The 18,963-nt window shown below is 53.7% G+C and carries 16 protein-coding genes; 6 read left to right on the forward strand and 10 right to left on the reverse strand.

Annotation, left to right across the window (positions count from 1 at the left end):
* Window positions 1-94: 94 nt before the first annotated feature.
* Window positions 95-757 (reverse strand): alpha/beta hydrolase, encoded by a 663-nt coding sequence (locus E9531_RS15900; protein ID WP_136574757.1) that lies wholly within the window; start codon window positions 755-757, stop codon window positions 95-97.
* 192 nt (window positions 758-949) lie between these two features.
* A complete protein-coding gene (locus tag E9531_RS15905) occupies window positions 950-2,392 on the reverse strand; it encodes a PQQ-dependent sugar dehydrogenase (protein WP_244610155.1) in 1,443 nt (480 codons plus the stop codon).
* A 330-nt stretch (window positions 2,393-2,722) separates the two neighbouring features.
* Here E9531_RS15905 and E9531_RS15910 point away from each other — a divergent pair, with 330 nt between their 5' ends.
* A complete protein-coding gene (locus E9531_RS15910; protein WP_136574758.1) occupies window positions 2,723-3,187 on the forward strand; it encodes a Crp/Fnr family transcriptional regulator in 465 nt (154 codons plus the stop codon).
* A gap of 84 nt (window positions 3,188-3,271) precedes the next feature.
* On the opposite strand, the gene E9531_RS15915 is transcribed toward E9531_RS15910, so the two are convergent.
* The 4 genes from E9531_RS15915 to E9531_RS15930 form a co-directional block, all read right to left on the reverse strand.
* Window positions 3,272-4,735, reverse strand: coding sequence for a high affinity choline transporter 1 (locus E9531_RS15915; protein ID WP_136574759.1), 1,464 nt, complete (start codon window positions 4,733-4,735; stop codon window positions 3,272-3,274).
* 163 nt (window positions 4,736-4,898) lie between these two features.
* Window positions 4,899-6,467, reverse strand: a complete 1,569-nt coding sequence (ubiB, locus tag E9531_RS15920; protein WP_136574760.1) for a ubiquinone biosynthesis regulatory protein kinase UbiB — start codon at window positions 6,465-6,467, stop codon at window positions 4,899-4,901.
* A 12-nt stretch (window positions 6,468-6,479) separates the two neighbouring features.
* Complete coding sequence (locus tag E9531_RS15925; protein WP_211343465.1) at window positions 6,480-7,106, reverse strand: hypothetical protein; 627 nt, start codon at window positions 7,104-7,106, stop codon at window positions 6,480-6,482.
* Window positions 7,107-7,172: 66 nt separating this feature from the next.
* Window positions 7,173-8,114 carry a Tim44 domain-containing protein gene (locus E9531_RS15930; protein ID WP_136574773.1) on the reverse strand — a complete coding sequence of 314 codons (942 nt, stop codon included), beginning with the start codon at window positions 8,112-8,114 and terminating at the stop codon, window positions 7,173-7,175.
* 373 nt (window positions 8,115-8,487) lie between these two features.
* On the opposite strand from E9531_RS15930, the gene E9531_RS15935 reads away from it, so the two are divergent.
* Entirely contained in the window at window positions 8,488-9,192 is a 705-nt protein-coding gene (locus E9531_RS15935) for a hypothetical protein (protein ID WP_136574761.1), read from the forward strand.
* Between the two features lie 4 nt (window positions 9,193-9,196).
* Here the strand turns inward: E9531_RS15935 and creC are convergent, their stop codons facing one another.
* From creC to E9531_RS15950, 3 genes are all read right to left on the reverse strand, one after another.
* Complete coding sequence (gene creC, locus E9531_RS15940; RefSeq protein WP_136574762.1) at window positions 9,197-10,696, reverse strand: two-component system sensor histidine kinase CreC; 1,500 nt, start codon at window positions 10,694-10,696, stop codon at window positions 9,197-9,199.
* Window positions 10,693-11,430: a two-component system response regulator CreB gene (gene creB, locus E9531_RS15945; RefSeq protein WP_136574763.1), complete on the reverse strand. Its 738-nt coding sequence runs from the start codon at window positions 11,428-11,430 to the stop codon at window positions 10,693-10,695. The genes creC and creB overlap by 4 nt, the downstream gene beginning before the upstream one ends.
* Before the next feature lie 83 nt (window positions 11,431-11,513).
* The gene (locus tag E9531_RS15950) at window positions 11,514-11,990 is read right to left on the reverse strand and encodes a barstar family protein (protein ID WP_211343466.1); all 477 of its coding nucleotides are present in this window, start codon (window positions 11,988-11,990) and stop codon (window positions 11,514-11,516) included.
* Between the two features lie 410 nt (window positions 11,991-12,400).
* Here E9531_RS15950 and E9531_RS15955 point away from each other — a divergent pair, with 410 nt between their 5' ends.
* The 3 genes from E9531_RS15955 (at window position 12,401) to E9531_RS15965 (ending at window position 16,669) form a co-directional block, all read left to right on the forward strand.
* A complete protein-coding gene (locus E9531_RS15955; RefSeq protein ID WP_136574764.1) occupies window positions 12,401-14,020 on the forward strand; it encodes a ParB/Srx family N-terminal domain-containing protein in 1,620 nt (539 codons plus the stop codon).
* Window positions 14,021-14,182: 162 nt separating this feature from the next.
* Window positions 14,183-15,157 (forward strand): PfkB family carbohydrate kinase, encoded by a 975-nt coding sequence (locus tag E9531_RS15960; RefSeq protein ID WP_136574765.1) that lies wholly within the window; start codon window positions 14,183-14,185, stop codon window positions 15,155-15,157.
* 390 nt (window positions 15,158-15,547) lie between these two features.
* Window positions 15,548-16,669: a hypothetical protein gene (locus E9531_RS15965; RefSeq protein WP_136574766.1), complete on the forward strand. Its 1,122-nt coding sequence runs from the start codon at window positions 15,548-15,550 to the stop codon at window positions 16,667-16,669.
* A gap of 272 nt (window positions 16,670-16,941) precedes the next feature.
* Here E9531_RS15965 and E9531_RS15970 read toward each other — a convergent pair whose 3' ends face one another.
* A complete protein-coding gene (locus tag E9531_RS15970; RefSeq protein WP_136574767.1) occupies window positions 16,942-17,694 on the reverse strand; it encodes a GntR family transcriptional regulator in 753 nt (250 codons plus the stop codon).
* Window positions 17,695-17,872: 178 nt separating this feature from the next.
* Here E9531_RS15970 and E9531_RS15975 point away from each other — a divergent pair, with 178 nt between their 5' ends.
* On the forward strand, window positions 17,873-18,688 hold the full coding sequence (locus tag E9531_RS15975) for a class I SAM-dependent methyltransferase (RefSeq protein WP_211343467.1): 816 nt from the start codon (window positions 17,873-17,875) through the stop codon (window positions 18,686-18,688).
* Window positions 18,689-18,963: the final 275 nt, after the last annotated feature.

Below are 18,963 nucleotides of genomic sequence, written 5' to 3' on the forward strand. Positions count from 1 at the left end.
AACATTTCAAAAAGGGGAAAAACAAGGTACTCCGAACGCGATTGAAAGCATTCTACTTTTCGCATGCTCCCTGCGCTCACCGCACCACAAATACTTATGGCGTTTGCACAGAGGCCTGCACGCCACGCAAGTGGCGCACCACCAGGTCTTTAAGCTGGACTTGCCGACCATGGAAAAAATGCTCACCACCAGGAATGACTGTCAAGGGCAGGGATTGTTCCCGAGCCCAATCCATCACAGGTGCAATTGGAACCGTTTCATCCAACTCCCCATGCACTGCCAAAGCACACGAATGCAAGGCTTGAGGGATGGGTTCAACCTTGAACCTGCTGGCAGCCGTACCGATGAAAACAACTGCACGGATATCGCGCTGCGCATGCAGCTGAGCAAGCACACGGCTGGTGACATACGTCCCAAAAGAAAACCCCGCCAACACCAATGGACCTTCGGGTGCGACTTGATCAATCACCCGCAAGAGATCTTCTGCCTCTCCAATGCCGTTGTCATGCACCCCTTGAGACTGCCCCACACCGCGAAAATTAAAGCGGTATGCGTCCCAGCCAGTCGCTACCAGTGCGCGCGCCAGGGTTTGCACCACTTTGTTATTCATCGTGCCAGCAAACAACGGATGCGGGTGCGCAATGATGGCGGCGCCCAGTGCGACCCCGGCGTTGCCAGCAAGCACAGCAGAATCTTTCAGAGCTTCAATGGCACCAGCAGCTCCAGCAAGGGTCAATGGTTCAGTTTGAGCGTTCACAAAGGCAAGGAGAGAAAGAACTGCGGAGATGCTTGCTACAGCCAAACGGCAACGTCAACCATAGCAAGCGCTGGAGCTTAGTGTACAAGCAAGCTACATGTGCATGCCCTCGCAGCCATGGTCTGCATGCCATATGCCACATTTGTAACGCTTGCATACGTACATCGGCTTCCAGCAGCGGCAACCACAGGCTTATTGAGAAGCCTTGGGCACATCTAGCGGGACCGCTACCGCCTCGTTTGCCCCTGTTGGGGGCGGCGATGATGGAGAAAGGGGAACCGGGCTTTTCCCCTTGCCTGCAGCAGCAGCATGATCCGTCAGCGACTGAGGCAATACGCTCTCTTGCGGCACCACGACTGCGGGCGAATCGACCAACTGCCCCGAATGCGTTGGTGCATCGCTCTCATCGAAAGGCGGCAGCGTATTGTCTTCAGCGTGAGTGGGCTCAATCCTTAGGAGACGACCATCAGGGCCATCGATCAAGACGTATAACAAACCATCCGGGCCTTGGCGAACATCACGTACACCTGTCCCCGGAGCCACTTTCAACCACTCTTGTTCTTGCACTTTGTCATCCACAACTTTCAAACGCACCAAAGCGCCGTAAGTCAATGATCCAAGGAAAAAACTATCTTGCCATTCAGGGCCGTAACGATCGCTGTTGAGATACGCCAACCCTGAAGGCTGCAGCTCGTCACGCCAGTAATGCACAGGGGGCTCCATACCTGCTCGATTGGCGTTTTTAGGCTGCCCCACACCGTAACTCACCACTGGCCAGCCATAGTTGGCACCGCCACGAATATGGTTGAACTCATCCCCACCTTGGGCGCCAGCCTCGTGGGTCCAGAGTTCTCCATCAGGGGTAATCACTGCGCCCAGTGGGTTGCGGTGCCCCCAGCTCCATGTCTCAGGCAGTCCTCCACGCTTGTCTACAAAAGGATTGTCTGGCGAAGCGCTGCCATTAGGCTGCAAACGCACGATAGACCCTAAGTGGTTGGATGTGCGTTGAGCCTGATCGCGTGCAATAAAGCGGTCACCCAAAGTGAGAAACAACGAACCATCTTGGGCTTGCGCAATGCGGCAACCAAAATGCTGGTTGCTACGCACGCTGGGCGATTGGTGAAACAGCACTTGGACATGCTCTAACCGATCCTGCCGCTCATTCAAGGTTGCAGAGGCCAGCGCCGTTGTACTGCGGCTGCCACCACTACCAGCATCTGACTGGGCGTAGCAAAAATACAGCCGCCGGTTAGCCAAGAAATCACGATCCAAGGCGACATCCAATAAACCACCCTGGCCTGCATAGTCAACCGCAGGAACACCTGTCAATGGAGGCCCCACGCGCCCTTGCGTATCGACAATACGCATGCTCCCTTCTTGTTCTGTGACAAGAAAATCCCCACTAGGTAAGAAAGCCACCGCCCAAGGGTGCCGCAGGCCATACGCCATTTCTGAGTAGGCCACTGTGTGGGCCTTATCTGATTCCTGGCTGGCTACTGTCTGAGCCAAACTGGGGGCTGAAACCGACAGTGTGGCAGCAATGCCTGCCAAGCAAGTCCAAGCCTGAGGGCATTTGCCCCATACAAAGCGGTGCCCACCAATTGGCTTTACCACCACCCTTTGGGGTTTGTTCAAGTGCGATATGTGCATAGCTCTCGTCGTCACGGCCTGCTTGCTCATCCATACAGATAAGGCACAGCAAACAGCCACGGTCAAGTCATCCAAAGGTGAGCATCCTAACGCACTGTTTTAAAAGGCGGAGCTAAAAAGCCATGCGCTCTACCCGAAAACCCCTTCACAACAGCATCAATCAGTGGCAGATGGATCGTTTACGCACACGCCACAGCGACACAACACAACACGAATGCTTTGCCGAGTGAGACCTTCCTGCATAATCGCCGAATGCTCTAAAGCCTGCGCTGCGTTCAGCACCAGTCAGCCCCCCATTCCTGCTCAATATCTCCTATGCCCCAACTCACTGGCTTGATTGAAGCGTTTTCGATTCCATCGGACACGACCTCAAGCATTCCCTCGTTAACGCCTGACCAATGGGAAGCCTTGTCGAGCTATTTGAATGCAGTCACGCTGGAAGAAGGCCAAATACTGTTCCAACGCACACGTGAAGAATCCAGTCTTTATTTTCTCGAGCGCGGTAAAGTGGCCATTCACTACGAAAACGCCAGAGGGACATTGCGCATCGGTGTGCTGGGGCCAGGCGTTGTGTTTGGCGAGGCCAGCTTCTTAGGCAACATACCAAGGCAAGCGTCCGCACAATCGATGTTGCCCGGGCGTGCTTGGGTACTGCCGGTGTTGAAATTCCGGGAAATGTTTTCTCGCAATCCCGATCTGGCACTCAAAGTAATCCAAATAGCGGCAACCACTTTGGCCCTGCGCAGCCGTGACAGTCGCAAACGCCGCTGCATTGCTTAGCGCCCTTGTGCAAAGACGATAGATTTCTCATCAAAAACCTTGTACGGACAACATACATACAAGGTTTTTCAGTCAAACAGGCCATTAGGCGCTATGCAAGCTGGCCTCCTCCAATGCATGAGGTACTTCTTTAGTATCTGCAATCCACTGCGGCGATAAAGAGCCTGCAACCATGGCAATAGCGGCAGCCAGCACGCCCACCAACTGCGGCGGAAAATGCTCTGCAAAATCACCCCAGAGCGAGAAAAAGCCCCAGATTGCAATACCAAACACAACAGACAAAATGGCCCCTTGAGTGGTCGCCTTTTTCCAGTACAGGCCAAACACCAGCGGCACAAATGCACCCACTAATGGCACTTGATAGGCCTCAGCCACTAAGTCGTAAATGGTTTTGCCTTCCATCGTAATGGCGTAAATCAGTACCATCAAGGTGAACACGGGTACAGAAATACGCATTGCCTTCAGGGTCTGGGCATCACTCATGTTGGGATAGATATTGCGCAGAATATTTTCCACAAACGTGGTGGAAGGTGCCAGCAAAGTGGCAGATGTGGTCGACGTAATAGCCGAGAGCAGCGCACCAAAGAAAGCCACTTGCAAGAAAAATGGCATATGTTCCAGCACCAATGTAGGAAGCAGGTACTGGCCGTCATCAGCCAGAATTTTCAATGCCTGCTCAGGCATGATCAGCACAGCGGCTGTCACGATGAACATCGGCACAAAACCAAACAAAATGTAGAACGTGCCGCCAATGATCGGGCCTCGCGCTGCCGCATCGGGGCCATTGGCCGCCATCACACGCTGAAAGACGTCTTGCTGAGGGATAGAACCGAGCATCATCGTGATCAGCGAAGCGATGAAAAACATCCAGCCTTTGCCATCGCCGAAATCGGGGAACATCTTGAACTTGCCCTCGGATGCTGCGTAATCAATCACCCGGCCAGCACCACCGGCCAAATCTGCGGCAAACCAAGCTACGGCCAACAAGCCCACCACAATCACAATCATTTGGATCGTATCGGTCAGCGCTACAGACCACATGCCACCGTACATGGTGTAGATTAGCACCACAGCAGTGCCAATATACATGCCTGTGCGGAAATCAATCGCGCCTTGCGACAGCATATTGAATACCAGCCCCAACGCCGTGACCTGCGCAGCCACCCACCCCAGATAACTGAAAATAATGATGATGGAGCACACCACCTCAATCGTGCGGCCAAAGCGCTGGCGGTAGAAATCGGCCAACGTCAACAGCGTTTTTTGATACAGCTTGCGGGCAAAGAACAACCCCACCAAGACCAAACACAAGCCCGCACCAAATGGGTCTTTCACCACGGCAGCCAAGCCGCCATCAATGAACTCGGCGGAAACGCCAAGCACCAATTCAGAGCCAAACCAAGTGGCAAACGTGACGATGGCCACGGTCGAGACAGTCAAATGCCTGCCAGCCAACGCATAGTCGGTAGTGTTATGCACTCGGCGACCAGCCCAAAGGCCAATTGCCACAGAAACCAGCAGATAAAGGATGATGAAGGTGATCAGCATATGGAGCAACTCCCCAAACGGTTGAATGCACAACCTTGTAGCAAGAAAAAGGCCGGATCCCGTTTGAAGCACACATGTTGCGTGCAACGACCGTAGTCCGACCACCTTGTATCACTCTGCGATTCATGCGCAGACCGCGCATTATCAGGATTTTTTGACAGCTTTAACCAAAAATTTGCACTCGCAAGTACAGTTGTAGCGCCAGAACGCCAAGCACCACCCCCACCGCACCATAAATAACGGATTGCAACAGCTTATTGGTGCGCTTTTGTTCTTCGATCAAGCGCTTGAGATCAAGCTCTCTGTCATGCGCGCCCTGCTCCAGAAAGTCTTTGACCAAACGTGGCAAAGCCGGAAATATCTGTGCATACCTTGGTGCTTCATTGCGCAACTCAGCCAAGAAACGCTTAGGCCCGACCTGATCGACCATCCATTTTTCCAAAAATGGTTTGGCCGTGCTCCATAGATCAAGTTCAGGATCCAGTTGGCGCCCCAAACCTTCAATATTGAGTAAGGTTTTCTGCAGTAACACCAACTGAGGTTGAATCTCAACTTGAAAACGCCGGGAAGTCTGGAACAAGCGCATCAGCACCAGACCCAATGAAATTTCTTTCAATGGCCGGTCAAAATAGGGTTCGCACACGGTGCGGATCGCTGCTTCCAATTCAGCCACGCGGGTAGTGGCAGGCACCCAGCCGCTTTCCACGTGCAGCTCAGCAATACGTTTGTAATCACGGCGAAAAAAGGCTGTGAAATTCTGTGCCAGATACTCTTTATCAAAGTCAGTCAACGTGCCCACAATCCCGAAATCCAGCGAAATGTAGCGTCCAAAACTCCGCGGATCGGTACTGACCTGGATATTGCCTGGGTGCATGTCGCCATGAAAAAAACCATCGCGAAAGACCTGCGTGAAGAAAATCGTCACACCATCTCGCGCCAGGCGGGCCAAATCCACACCCCGCTCACGTAACCGTTCTACTTGGCTGATGGGAATGCCTTTCATGCGCTGCATCACCATCACACGGGTATGGCAAAAATCCCAAAAAACCTCTGGAATCAGCACCAAATCAAGGCCGTCCATATTGCGGCGCAATTGCGCTGCGTTGGCAGCCTCGCGCATCAAATCGAGTTCATCATGCAAGTAGGTGTCAAACTCTGCCACCACCTCACGAGGCTTGAGTCGTTTGCCATCGGCAGAAGCCTTCTCCAGCCAATTGGCCATCATGTGCATCAGACCTAAGTCTTTCTCAATGACTTTGAGCATGCCCGGACGCAACACTTTCACAGCCACTTCATGGTGCTGACCGTATTTATCGGTCAAGGTGGCAAAGTGCACTTGCGCGATCGATGCGCTGGCTACCGGCGTGCGCTCAAAAGAGGTAAAGATCGTTGCCAGCGGTTTGCCAAATTCCTTCTCGATGGTGCTGACAGCAACATCGCTGTCAAACGGAGGCACCCGGTCTTGCAGCAGCGCGAGTTCTTGCGCAATATCGGGGGGCAGCAAGTCTCTGCGCGTAGAAAGCACTTGCCCAAACTTGATGAAGATCGGCCCCAAATGCTCCAACGCTTCGCGCAAGCGAACACCCCGTGGAGCACTGAGATCTCGCCCCAAAGACAAGAGCCTGGCCAACACAGCCACACTCGGGTGTCGGATGTTGGTCAAAACCATCTCGTCAAGGCCATAGCGGAATACCGTCCACAAAATGACCCAGCCACGCAAAAACTTCGACATAACAGGCGCCCCTCAAGAAGGCGAATGGCCTGGCGCCTCGCCTTTGGCAGCGGGCGTAGCAACTGGCGCTGAAGTTGGCGCTTGCGTATGGCGCTTGGCGGCAAAACCATCCATGGTCGCCGCAGCCCCTTGCACAAAACGTCGCAGCTCTTGCGCCACCTTGCGTCCTACTTGGGCCAATTTGTGCGCAGGCACATCGCCAATAATGCGAGCCAGATCATCTTCCAGATCCCAACGCACATTGTCTATTACCCAATTGAGCTCACCAGCCAAGGCTACGTCGCCAGCAATCCGAATGGGAGGCTTTGTGCCATTCACTGCGCCTTTGAGCAATTGAGAAACCGACTGTTCAGAAATCTCCAGCATCAAATCGCTGGCACTGTGGGTGCTGTCCAGATCCAACAAACCTGCAGGCGTAATACGCACCTGTGCATTGAATTGGCGCCAGCTGATGTAAACGCTTTTGTCCTTCTGCGTCATCAGCCGCTCTTGTGCCTGCGGCTCTTGCTGCAAAACATGGTTGGCCATCAAGACCATGCGCCGTTGAATTTCCTCTACCAACCAAGGCGGCAAAGTCAGGCTTTTGCCAAGGCTGGATGCGAGATTACCAAGAAATGAAAATGGGGACTGTGTTGCCATAGTCCCCATTGTCTCTGAATTTCAATCCTGCCCAAGATGAATGGGCATGAAAGATATGCAGTGCGCTTATTGCAAAGCTTGCAAACCGGCCACCAACCAGCCAGAGCCACCATTTTTGGGCTTGGTCATATTCCAAACCTCACGGAATGGTGCTGGACCGGCCATGGCATCTTCACTGATCATGCCAGAGAACTCGACACTGGCCATATACACATCATTAAGTTCTTCAATACCCAACAGCTTCGCATCCAGAGTAATCACTGCCGTGTGGTTAGGACGGCCGCTGTTGGCAGCATCACGCTCAGCCAATTGCTGGCGAATTTCGACCAACATTTCATCAGTCATCATGGCGCGCAGTGAAGACAGATCGCTGTCATCCCAGGCTTTTTGCAGATTCACAAAATTGCGTTTTGCGGCAGTCAAAAAGCCTTCCGTATCAAAACCATCAGGAACACCCCATGCCTGCGACCCCGCCAATGCAGAACCAATCATCGATCCACCTGCCTGCTCAAAAGGACGGGCAGATGCATCATTGCCCACATTACTGGGGTTGTATGCGGAGGTAGAGCGGTTCGTGGCATTGCCACCCACTGCGCTAAACGGGTTGGCTTGGCCAGCAGCACCGCCCGCAAAAGCGCCTTGCGTGGCACCACGATTGCGTGAACGCATGATGAAACCAATCACGGTCATCACCACCAAGCCCAGCAAAATCATCATCAAAATGGAGCCAAACTCCTCACCCAAGCCCAAAGAGCTGGCCAACCAAGCCAAGCCCAAACCGGCAGCCAAACCACCCAAAATACCCATCATTGGGCTACGTGGGCGTGCAGGGGCATTGGCAGCAGGCGTGCGAGGTGTCGTTGGCGTTGTGGCCTGGCGCTGCGTCACGTTGTTCGATTGACGCCCCACTGAGCTGCCGCCACCCATGCGACGTGCTTCTGCATCAATGTGCACAAACATCAGGCTGACGAGGAACAAGGCCGCAAAAAACGAACCTATCTTTTTCATCGTTAATGTCATTGTCTCTCCTTAGAGTCTTGAATTAAAAACCGCATGCACTGGGCAAGATTTGCCGTGCAAGGCTACAGGTGTTTTGCAGCCGATGCCGCTATTCTTTCAAAATGCAAATACCCATTGAGTTTTTCAGGGTTGGCGCGGCTCCAAGCCACACTACGCGACATCAGAAACAGCGATATTGCAAGGCGGCAAAACGAGACAAAAACAATCGCGTCGCTAACAATTGCCCACATCCCCAACAGCAAGCAATGCCACTTAGTGAGAACACCTTCAGCCTACTCAATGCACCTCAGAGCGGACATACAATGGGCACGCACTGCCCGCAGCCATGGCAACACCTGCGCGACAGCCCAAAGGAAACGACGTGACTACAAACCAGGTTCAGCCCCCCCTTCATCCATGGTCACCACGGCCGTTGGATACTCAAACCCTGCGGGTGAGCCGCATTTTGCAAACCACTCAACTGGTCACCGGTTTGGTTTTCATCCCCGTATTGTTCATGCTCTGCCAGCGTCTGCCTGTGCAAGCTGGCTGGGAGAATGGTTTTTTTGAAATTCTGCAAAACGTTGTCCTGGGGTTTTCGGCTGCAATTTCCCTTGTTCTGTTCGCACTGCGACGCAGCCATGTGCAACGCAGTCTTTGGCTTGGAGTGGCCTTGATTTGGCTACTGATGCTGGGACGTGAGCTTTCTTGGGGTGCGGTATTTTTAGAACCACTCAGTATGGACGCCATCAGCGGCCCCTATTTCAGCTCCCACGTTTTGCCTTACCGCCCAGCCATCCCAGCCATCGGCTTTGGTCTTCTCGCCATTGCGTTGCTGCTGGTGTATAGAGCCAAGCTTGGGCCCATGCTGCAATATGCGTGGTCACGCAAAGCCTTGATGCCTTGGGCTTATGGGCTGTGTATGCTGATTTGCGCCACCCTTGGGACGGCAGCAGAAGGCAAACTGGGCAGCTTTGGACATGCCTGGAAAAACGCACAAGTCATAGAAGAGGGGTTTGAATTTCTGACCTATTACTTTTTGCTGCGCGCCCAAATCTGGACCTACTCGCGCTGGCTCAAGGTGTAGCAGCCTAGACCGCTGGTGCAACGGGTGCCGCTGACGCTTGCGAACCCGCCAGTGTCGTGACAGGCAGCACCAACTGGGCTTGCGCGCCCTGCTGGTCTTGACGATTGTGCATACTGACTTCACCTTGGTGAATGCGCATGACTTCACGAACAAATGCCAAGCCAAGACCTGTACTTTTCTGCCCAGTCTCAGGCCGTGGCAAAGAATAAAACCGTTCAAACAAATGGGCCAACGCATAGTCGGGAATGCCGCCGCCCTCATCTTTCACCATGATGGTTTGCTGCGTTCCATGTGCCGGTGATTGCGTCAATGCCACCTCTATGGTCACTGTGCTGCCCACGGGCGAGAAATCCAACGCATTGTCCAGCACATTGCCAAGCGCCTGATGCAGCAGAAATTGGTCTCCGTGGATGCCAACCGTCTGTGCTTGCGGATGCACCTGCACGCGCACCTCAATCGCCTTCCCCTGCGCGCGACTAGCGCGTGAATTCACCACCGTCTGCACCCATTGCTGCGTCAACACCGTGCTGGAAGTTGCAGGTTGCTGCAACTGTTCTACGCGTGCCAAGGCCAGCAAACGATCAATCACCAATTGCAAACGTTGGGTCTGCTCCAAAATGGTTTGTACAAAGGCGGCATGGTCAGGCTCAGGCGCTCCGGGCAATAACTCAGCGCTGGCACGAATGGCTGTCAAAGGGCTTTTCATTTCATGTGTGAGACTCTGCACATAGTGCTCCACGTACTGTTTACCCTCAAGCTTCTCGCGCATGTTTTCTAAGGCCCGCGCCAACTCTGTCAATTGTCGCCCGCCAGAAGTGGGCAGTTGGGCGGGCTCTCCGTCAGCCACTTTGCGTGCGTAGTTGCGCAACTGGTTGATGGAGTGGCTCAACCAAAGCGTGAATACCAGTCCGATGGCCCCTGATGCCACCAACAAAATCAAGCCCAACTCACGCACACGCTGCCTAGCGTTATTCGCGTAGCGCAGCACGGTTCTGGTGGGTTTTCCCAAAGACAGGGCGCCCACAATGCGGCCTTCATGAACGATGGGCGCGGCCACATACATCACCGAGCTGTTCTCGTCATCAGGAATGTCACGGGTGCTGCGCGCGCCATATTGCCCCCCCAAAGCCAAGTAAACATCACGCCAACGGCTAAAGTCTTTGCCCACGTCCTGGAATTCGGAGTCAAGCAATACCACCCCTTTTGCATCGGTGATGTAGAGCCGCAAATCAATGCTGTCTTTCAGGTTTCCATGGATACTCGCCGCTGGTTGGCGCACTTTGGCGCTGCTGATGGCACGCAACAAATCGCCTTGGGCCAATGCACCATAAGCCAGTTGCGGCGCCACGATTTCAGCCAGCAAGTTGGCACTGTCCACCAACGCATCTTCTGTGCCTTGGCGCACGCCCGGTTCCACCTCACGCGAGAAGAAACTCAAAATAAACCATGCGGCCAAGCCAACAATTAAGAAGTAGCCAACAAACAGTCGAATGGCGAAATTCATGCGCGGATGCTGTAGCCCATGCCACGATGGGTTTCAATCGGATCGGCTCCAGCGTCAATGGCACGTAACTTGGCACGCAAGGTTTTGATATGGGCATCGACCGTGCGTTCGAGGCTTTCCTCCGCATCGGTCCATACTTGGTCCATCAACTGGCTGCGGCTAAACACCCGCCCCGGCCTGGCCAGTAGCACCGCCAAAAGCTTGTATTCGTAACGCGTCAAGCTCAGCCACTGCTGCTCAAATGCGATACGCAAGCCTTCGCGGTCATGCACAAACGAACTCTCTTGTGCCTCCATCACGGCGGCGGCAGTGGAAATAGGGGTTTGCATTGCATGGGGCTGACGTTTGTTGGTACGCCGCAAAATGGCCCGCACCCGTGACGCCACTTCACGTGGACTGAATGGCTTAGAGACGTAATCGTCTGCACCAATTTCCAAGCCAACGATGCGATCGACCTCATCGCTGCGGGCTGTCAAAAACAAAACTGGTATGTCTGAATGCTGGCGGACAGTGCGGCACAAATCAAATCCGCTGGTATCGGGCAGCCCCACATCAAGCACCACCAATACAAAAGGCGCATTAGCCGCATCGCTTGCGCCATCTAACTGCAAACAGGCCAACGCGGCTTTACCCAATGATTCCCAATGTGTTTCGAATCCCTCCGCCTTGAGCGCATACGCCAGCGTTTGCGCAATGGCAGGTTCGTCTTCGACGATCAAAATACGCTCACTCATACAGATTCAGGCAATTAAAAGTCAAGGCCGCAGCAACGCAGCAAGCGTACAGAGGCGCACCACACGCACGACCTCGGTACCCCTTAGAAGAATGAATAGAAGCAGCGAAACGGGACTTTACGCTCAGCCCAAAATTCTGCAGCATCGCGGAAAATATCGAGCAGTTGCTCACGCATTTCCTTGTCGAACTTAACACTGATTGGAATGTGCTCCAGCACCACAATAAAGCCAGGCTGCGCTCCGGCCTTGGAAATAGTCCCGGTCAAACATTCATAGAGTGCATCCAAGTTGCGCCCGAAATACGTCGACAGCAGGAACTGGTTGCCAATCTCTTCAAGAATACGCTGCTTGGTCGTGGCCTCTTCCAGTTCTGCATATAAGAAATGCTGACCCCACAGTTGCGCAACCGCTTGCAAGTCTGAAGGGTTGAATGCCCGTATCGACTGAACAATGTTGGATCGCACGGTTTTCTCGATCCGCGCGGCCAAGTCCGTCACCTCTTCATCCATTTCAGGCGCTGAGGAAAGGGAGGGCAACAATGTATCGTCTGGATCTCGCATAGAAATAAGCTGCTTAGTAAGCGAAAGTACTCAGGCCACAGCTGCACTGCGCCCTTGCACCAACGGCTTGATTGTGTTTTGGAGCATTGTGTCTGAGAAACCTGCTTGGATGTGCAATACGCCAGTGAAGTTTCGGGTTAGTCAGACACAGCCATTTCGCTTGTTGATTGTGCACGGGTCAATCCACTCAATCTGTAGGCTAAATGCTCCATTTGCATTATTTTTCATTTACATCCTCTGTAAGAAGAGACATTCGTTAATGCATCGGACATAACGCTGCTCCGCTGATAAAGCGAGCCCACCGCAGTAACCCTCGCGCGCCCTCATCGCCACACCACAACTCCATCTGTCATCACAGTGTCAAAAAATCTCCATAGTGTGTCGGCCTGGTCTATCCCCGATCCCCCACTATGCGTCATCTCATTAGCTCTCTGGCTACACTGGCCGGCCTCCTGGCTCTGACTCCTGCCCATGCACAGCCATCACCATCATTGGTTATCACCTTTTCACCGTACTTTGCTGCATCGGCAACACCTGTTCCCGTTGGGCCATGGGCACTATTCTTGTCCATAGTGGCTATTGGCACGGCATTGCTGATTGGCAAGCGCAAAGGTGCCGGCCATTGGATGAGCCTTCCCGCCCTGGCTGCCTTATTGGTAATGGGTGCGATCAGTCTCCCGCAAGCAAGCCTGGCAGAACGCCTGCAACGCACCATCAGCCTGCAAACCAGCCCCGCCCACATCAACCTTGAGACACAGACCAGTGAACAGGTACTGGTACGCAATGACACCTCGCAACCGGTTCGACTGGAAAGCTTAGCCATCGATGGCGCACAAGAAAACCTGCGCCTTTTTGCGCCAGAAAACACACCTGAGTCCACAGCCTGCCAAAGCGGCGCTGTACTCAGCGCAGGGCAAGCCTGTGTGATCGAGGTGGTTGCTTCCCCCAACTTCGCACTGCAAGAGGGCGATGTTGTGAAGGTTCAACTTAAAGACCTGCACCCCACGCAAGCCTCCCTCGGCTACGACCAGATTTACTACCATCTGGCCAGGAAGCAGCCCGACCTGAACCGTTTTGAACCAAGCGATCCCAACTACGTCCGCCAAATCGAACGGACAGAGCTCAAGCGTGCACAAGACTATTGCGAAGATACAGGTCGTGGCAAGGCCATTAACCACGAGCAACGTACCGTCTCCTTAATCGAAGGAACTGGTTTTGAATGCACTATCGGCGATGACGCGGTGCTGGCCGACAAACTTAAAACCGTTGTTGTTGGCCCCAATGGCCAGTTGTATTTGACCGATGGCCACCATACCTTCACCACATTGTGGGAACTCAGCGATGGCGGCCCTGAGTTGCCCGTTTTCGTCCGCGTAGCAGCCAACTTCAGCCAAACCAACAGCCTGGCATCGTTCTGGCGCCTGATGCAAGACAACCAATTCGTCTGGCTTTTTGATGCGCAAGGGCAGGCCATCACTGCGGCACAATTGCCAGAGCGGCTGGGTCTGGACACTATGGCCGATGACCCGTACCGCTCGCTGGTCTACCTCACCCGTGACATGGGTTATGACAACGCCAATGTGCAAGAGTTTGCCGAATTCTATTGGGGGCTGTGGTTACGCCAACAGGGCATTGACATCCATCGCTACAACCTGCAAGACCTCTCGCCTGCAGCAGTCATCGTCAATGGCAGCGCCGAAACAATAGATGCAAGTACCAGCGCAACCAGTTATGTCGCAGCCGTGCGCGATGCAGCTCTGGCCATGCGCCAAGCCACACCCGGCTCTCTCATTTACCCCGGCGTAACCACCGACCAACTGGGACAAAACACAGCCCCCATGAAGCAAAAAGACTGGGACGATCTACTCAAAGAAGAAGTATGGCAAGACGATGCTCGCGAAAGCGACAACCGCTACCGCAATGGAGGAAAAGCCTGGTACGCCACAGGATACCGCCTGTGCGGCGCACCAGCCACAAACGGCCAGTGCTGGCTTGAACAAATCATTGTTAACCACCAACTCTCTCAGTAAGCAATAGGACAATAGGGCATCCCCCAACACCCCATCCCGTGCGATTGCTACTGGAGTCTGAACACGACACCTCAAACCACGAACCGCGCCTTTTCTGAAAGAGCAACCACCAAAACAAGACATTTTTTCAACAAAGTGCCTATAAATTGGTATGCTTTTGGTATGCCACACCTTTCTGATGTCTCGCTACAGCGTTTCTTCGTCATCGGCAGCTTCGTCCAGGCCCATTGCTGGACTGTCTCCAAACTGCCAGGATGCGATGAAAGCCAACAAGCTACTGAATACATTCATGAGCATGCTGGCAAAGGCCTCGCCGTGGCGCTTGGAGCACATCGACTAGGCGCTCAAGTAGACCTCCTCATGGCCGTAGGCAGTGATGCGGCAGGCCATGCCGTCTTGCACCAGCTCACACAGGAAGGGCTGGCAACTGCCCATATTCACCGCTTGGGGACATACTCAGGTCAAGGATGTGGCTTAATCAGCAAAGAAAACCAAACTAGCGTTAGCGTCTTTCCCGGCGCCAACGCTTTGCTCGCAACAGAGCAGTTGCAGCAAGCAATTCCTCTGCTCAAGAAGGCTGCGGTCATTTATGCGCAGCTTGAAGTGCCGCAGGACTTAGTCAGTCAAGCATTCTCATGCGCGCGCAGATGGGGCGTAACCACAATACTCAACCCATCCCCATGGCCGACCACCATCTGTGATGGTTTATTGGCTTGCACACAAATCCTGATCGTCAATCAATGTGAGGCTCGCGCCTTGCTACTCACTTTAGGGCTTCTTACTCAGAAGCCACTGGATACCTTACCGGCACCATTGCTGCAACAGCTTTGGCGCAACTGGCCCGGACAGTGGCTGGTAATTACCCTAGGGCAACATGGCGTTGTTGCATACAGCCGTGATAACGCCGTGCTGCGCTTGCACGGTCATACCGTGCAAGCCATTCAACCGATTGGTGCTGGTGATGCCTTCAGCGCAGGGTTATGCGCCTGCCTAGCACAAAATCTGTCCATGGCCCAAGCACTGGCCATTGCCAATGCTTGCGGTGCACTGGCTGCGAGCCGCAAAGGCATTCTGACTTCACTGCCACACAAAACTGAGGTCAACACCTTCCTCAGCCAAGCACACCCCCAAAAATAAATCCCAATCCCGGGTGATCCAGCCTGTATGGCAGGCCCTTTCGTGCCTAAAACCGTGCAACAGATGCCCATGCACCACGACGCTCCCCATGCATGAAGCCATTGCTTTGCGTTTTTGTTTTATGGTATTCTTTTTAAGAATCCATAAAGAATCCAATATTCAAATAGAAAGTAACGAAAGCATATGGCAGCTATTCCATCTCAAGGTCGGTCTCATTGCGTCAATAAGGCGCCGTTAGCATCAAAAACCTATGCCACTGTCGCTGCACTTTGCATGCTGGGCTGGGCTGGTAGTGCCCAATCGGCGTTATTCAATAGGACGCTGGCACCAGATGCAGCGCAACCCATCAACAGCGTGGGCTCAAAAGCAGTTATCCCTTTTGATCGAACTATGCAGACAGATGTCGCCGACTATACGGATATAACGACCATCCCAGGCCTGCCAAACCATGTGGACGGAAGCATCACGTCCAATGTCCCGCTGCGCAAATACACCCTACCGAGCACTTGGGATCAAACTTGGCAGAGTCAGATCAGTGGGCCAATATTCGTTGGTTCAGACATTACTCTTACGCTACCACCGCGCACTACTGCTTTCCATGTCTATGCAAGTCCAAACGGAAGCGCCACCAGCAATATCACAGCTATAGCAACAAGCAGTGTAGTGGGCGCGCCTACCAGCCCACTGGTAGAGGCTGTGACTGCAACACATGATCCGGCAACGCCTGACCCGATCCCCGGATTCGGCTTTTACACCAGCCTGCCAGAGGAATACATCACCTCGGTTCGCCTATTCAGTGATGGCGGCGGAACTGCTCACAATGCAGTAGCCATGGGTCTGTTCGGTATTGCACAAGCCCCCGCCGCACCAACGGTCGCAGCCATCGGACACGACGGCACCCATGGATGGGTGCATATCACTCCGCCTCAGGACATGGGCACGCATTCCATCTTGGAGCGCTCCCAAGCCTATGTCATCACCTGCGAAAATTCCCTAGGCATGCTTACAACCTCCACTATGAACCCAGTACGCCTGCCTGAGGGTGCTGCTATTGGTGATAAATGCATCGTCAGCGCTTGGAGTGACGCTGGCCAAGGAGATGGGGCTGAAATCATCGTCGCGGCAGGTATTCTCCACACCATCGGAGGCAGCATCACAGGCTTAACAGCAAGTGGGCTCACGCTGGCGAATGGCGAAAATGTACTGTTCGTCTCCAGTAACGCCACTGCCTTTCGTTTCAATCAACCAGTGCAACCAAACAATCCTTATAACGTCACCATTCAAACGCAACCGACAGGACAAACCTGCACAGTCACCAATGGTCAAGGACAAGCGACAGCAGATGTCACCGATATACAGATCCATTGCTTAACAGACCTCACCACTCCAGGCGGGGCGACTGGAGCTACGCCTGTCCCTTTAAATGCACCCTGGGCAATTGGCCTTCTCGCAGCCGCATTAGGCATGTTTGGGTGGCGGCACGTACAACGCAAAAAGTCACTAACACGTTGAATTCATAAAAGATCTGTTGAAAATCATCGATGACTGCTGGCAGGGGCACCGCAGTAAACCAAGGAACGAAAGCGTTCAGCATGCTTATCACCTCGCATAGCAATGCATTTGAATTCCTTGGTCAGGTAACGCCGCTTGTGGGGCCCCATATTTCTATGCGAAAGCATTTTCCGATTGGCTATTGCAAGATCTCAACCCACGCCCCGCAAATCTGCAGTCACTCCATCATGGATGTCCCGGGATTTACTGTAGCCTTAGCTCCCCCATCAAAATCAACCAGCCAGATGGACCCTATATGCATAGGCATCGCCCCGGAAGGTGCCTTCTACATATTCCACCATCCGCCCATCAACATCCAAACTTTTACGTTTGATCAATAAGCAAGGCATCGGAGTATCAAAACCAAAAGCTTGCATTTCCTGTTTGCTGCTCATAATGGCCTCGATACTTTGTTCTGCTCCTGCCATCTGGATGCCACAGTGCTCACGCAGCCAAGCGTAAATGGAACCTTCACCACTCCAATCTTCAAGTTGAGGGGCCAAGCTCAAGTCGTACCACGCCAGCTCTCGAGACATAGGCACGCCATCGCCCATCCGCAAACGTCGTACATGCAGCAATGGGGCATTCGAAGGACGGCCAAAAATGCTGGCAATCGTCCGCTCATGCACGACCTCAAGTCCAAGCAGGCGGGTCGAGGGCTCCATGCCCAACTCCTGCATTTCCTCCGTAAACCCTTTCAAGCGCGACATAACGGGGCTAACACGAGGCATACCTTTAACCACCGTGCCGCCACGCCCATTTCCGCTAGCAATGACATCCGCTTCACGTAATGCATCGTAGGCACGCTTAACTGTTGTTCTACTGACGTTAAGTGCATCGGCTAAATCACGCTCAGACGGCAAGTGGCTCCCTTCACTAAGAACACCACTGGCAATCAATGATTGCAGTTGACGCTGCAACTGCACATAAAACGGTTCGGGTTGCTCCTGTGCGAGATGAATATCCTGTATGCCTGTTGGTAACATGAAGGTAACCTGTCTTTTCTGAACGCTTACGTAATTGTCGCATTACCTCCGAGACCTGCTCTACACCGCCATGGCGGCACTGGAAAAATGGACGAATGGCCTCACTCAGGCTATTCTCTGCACAAAAAAACAGGCTCGTTGGCACAGCCCCCACAAAACTATTCTGTTTGGAGGTGATATGGCAGGCGTTGCATTGAATGCAGTTCCCGAAACCATGTTGTGGACCTTGCACAACAGGGCTCGCGAATCCATGCGGCCTGATGCGTTCTTTCACGACCCGCATGCAGAGCGCATTTACCAAGCCATCGACTACCCGTTCGAGCGCCACTTTGGCGCGCCCGACTCCTCTCACGCTGCACGCGCACTGGCCTTCGATGAAGTGATGGGTGCATGGCTTGCGCAGCACCCCTGCGGTTGGGTGGTGGAACTCGGCTCTGGGCTGGAGACGCAATGCCTGCGTCTGGACAACGGCCAAGTCAACTGGCTGAGCGTGGACTTGCCGCAATCCATGGCCTTCCGTGAACAATTTCTCACCCCCACCAAGCGCCTGCGCCACTTCAGCGGAGATGCACGCGAGACCACATGGATGGAAGACATTCCGTTTAACGCACCCTTGTTCGTCAGCGCCCAAGGCATGATGATGTACTTCACTGAAGACGAAGTGCGCAGCCTGCTGCGGGCCATTGCAGCACGCTTCCCGAATGCGCAGTGCATGTTCGATACCGTGCCCGCCTGGACCGTTGCAGCCACCCAAAGCCCAGGAGGCCTCTGGAAAACCGGCCATTACCGCATTCCAGCCATGCATTGGGGCGTAAGCGCCAACCACCTGCCGTTTTTGCTGCGCCAATGGCTTGGCACCAGCATCCAGGTGCATTGGTTGCCCTACCCCCATTACCGCGCTTTGCCTGCATGGTATTTCAGCTGGATCAAGGCATGGCCATGGGCCCATGACCTGATGCCGGGGATGGTTCATGTGGTACTCAATCCTGCCTGAGCAGGCTATGCAGAGGTATCGCTGCGTAAGAACGTGTTTAGTATCTCCACGCAGACCGCGTTGGAGTCCAAAAAGGATGCGATGCGCGGCAAAAACTGCAATCAGGCTATCTCTATCTGACCGGCAAGAATTTTTCACGCAACAGCGCGCCTTTTGGCGCTCCTGCAAGGGTCTCCAAAAAGCGTATTGCAGCGTCGCCCGCGCGTAGCACCTGATAGAGATAAGAGCCCACACAGCCCATTCCCCGCCCAGCCTGCATACCCCATGCAGGTTTT

It is taken from the genome of Lampropedia puyangensis (assembly GCF_004833285.1).
Lineage (GTDB): Bacteria > Pseudomonadota > Gammaproteobacteria > Burkholderiales > Burkholderiaceae_C > Lampropedia > Lampropedia puyangensis.

Coding starts and splice junctions, on each gene's coding strand:
- E9531_RS15910 (WP_136574758.1), top strand. CDS start 2,723: ATGCCCCAACTCACTGGCTTGATTGAAGCGTTTTCGATTCCATCGGAC.
- ubiB (WP_136574760.1), bottom strand. CDS start 6,467: ATGTCGAAGTTTTTGCGTGGCTGGGTCATTTTGTGGACGGTATTCCGC.
- E9531_RS15970 (WP_136574767.1), bottom strand. CDS start 17,694: ATGTTACCAACAGGCATACAGGATATTCATCTCGCACAGGAGCAACCC.
- E9531_RS15975 (WP_211343467.1), top strand. CDS start 17,873: ATGGCAGGCGTTGCATTGAATGCAGTTCCCGAAACCATGTTGTGGACC.
- creB (WP_136574763.1), bottom strand. CDS start 11,430: ATGAGTGAGCGTATTTTGATCGTCGAAGACGAACCTGCCATTGCGCAA.
- E9531_RS15955 (WP_136574764.1), top strand. CDS start 12,401: ATGCGTCATCTCATTAGCTCTCTGGCTACACTGGCCGGCCTCCTGGCT.
- E9531_RS15930 (WP_136574773.1), bottom strand. CDS start 8,114: ATGAAAAAGATAGGTTCGTTTTTTGCGGCCTTGTTCCTCGTCAGCCTG.
- E9531_RS15965 (WP_136574766.1), top strand. CDS start 15,548: ATGCAGACAGATGTCGCCGACTATACGGATATAACGACCATCCCAGGC.
- creC (WP_136574762.1), bottom strand. CDS start 10,696: ATGAATTTCGCCATTCGACTGTTTGTTGGCTACTTCTTAATTGTTGGC.
- E9531_RS15950 (WP_211343466.1), bottom strand. CDS start 11,990: ATGCGAGATCCAGACGATACATTGTTGCCCTCCCTTTCCTCAGCGCCT.
- E9531_RS15925 (WP_211343465.1), bottom strand. CDS start 7,106: ATGGCAACACAGTCCCCATTTTCATTTCTTGGTAATCTCGCATCCAGC.
- E9531_RS15915 (WP_136574759.1), bottom strand. CDS start 4,735: ATGCTGATCACCTTCATCATCCTTTATCTGCTGGTTTCTGTGGCAATT.
- E9531_RS15960 (WP_136574765.1), top strand. CDS start 14,183: ATGCCACACCTTTCTGATGTCTCGCTACAGCGTTTCTTCGTCATCGGC.